1 protein-coding gene is annotated in these 254 nt (G+C 60.6%); it reads right to left on the bottom strand.

From position 1 onward, the window contains the following. A partial coding sequence (locus KVG87_RS26175) for a phage regulatory CII family protein (protein ID WP_367616696.1) occupies positions 1-174 on the bottom strand: 174 nt, incomplete at its 3' end. Positions 175-254 lie beyond the last annotated feature (80 nt).

Raw genomic sequence — 254 nt, forward strand, 5'->3', positions numbered from 1 at the left:
GCTCGGGTGGGTCGGCGACAGTTTGTGCTGCAGCGTAGTCGGGTTGCGGCCCGTCGTAGCGGCAATGGCAGCAGCACCGCCCGGGTATTCGCGAGCGGCGTGATACAGCGCTAAATCGAGCGGCAGGATTTCCCGCTGCGCCCGTTCCAGAGAACTCAGAGCAATTCGGCTCATGGCATTAATCCTAAAAGTTGCCAGTGCCGCGCGACAGAAGTTGGTGATACATTTGCCGCGTGGTCTGGAGAGGCCCAAAC

Source organism: Pseudomonas siliginis (assembly GCF_019145195.1).
Classification (GTDB): domain Bacteria; phylum Pseudomonadota; class Gammaproteobacteria; order Pseudomonadales; family Pseudomonadaceae; genus Aquipseudomonas; species Aquipseudomonas siliginis.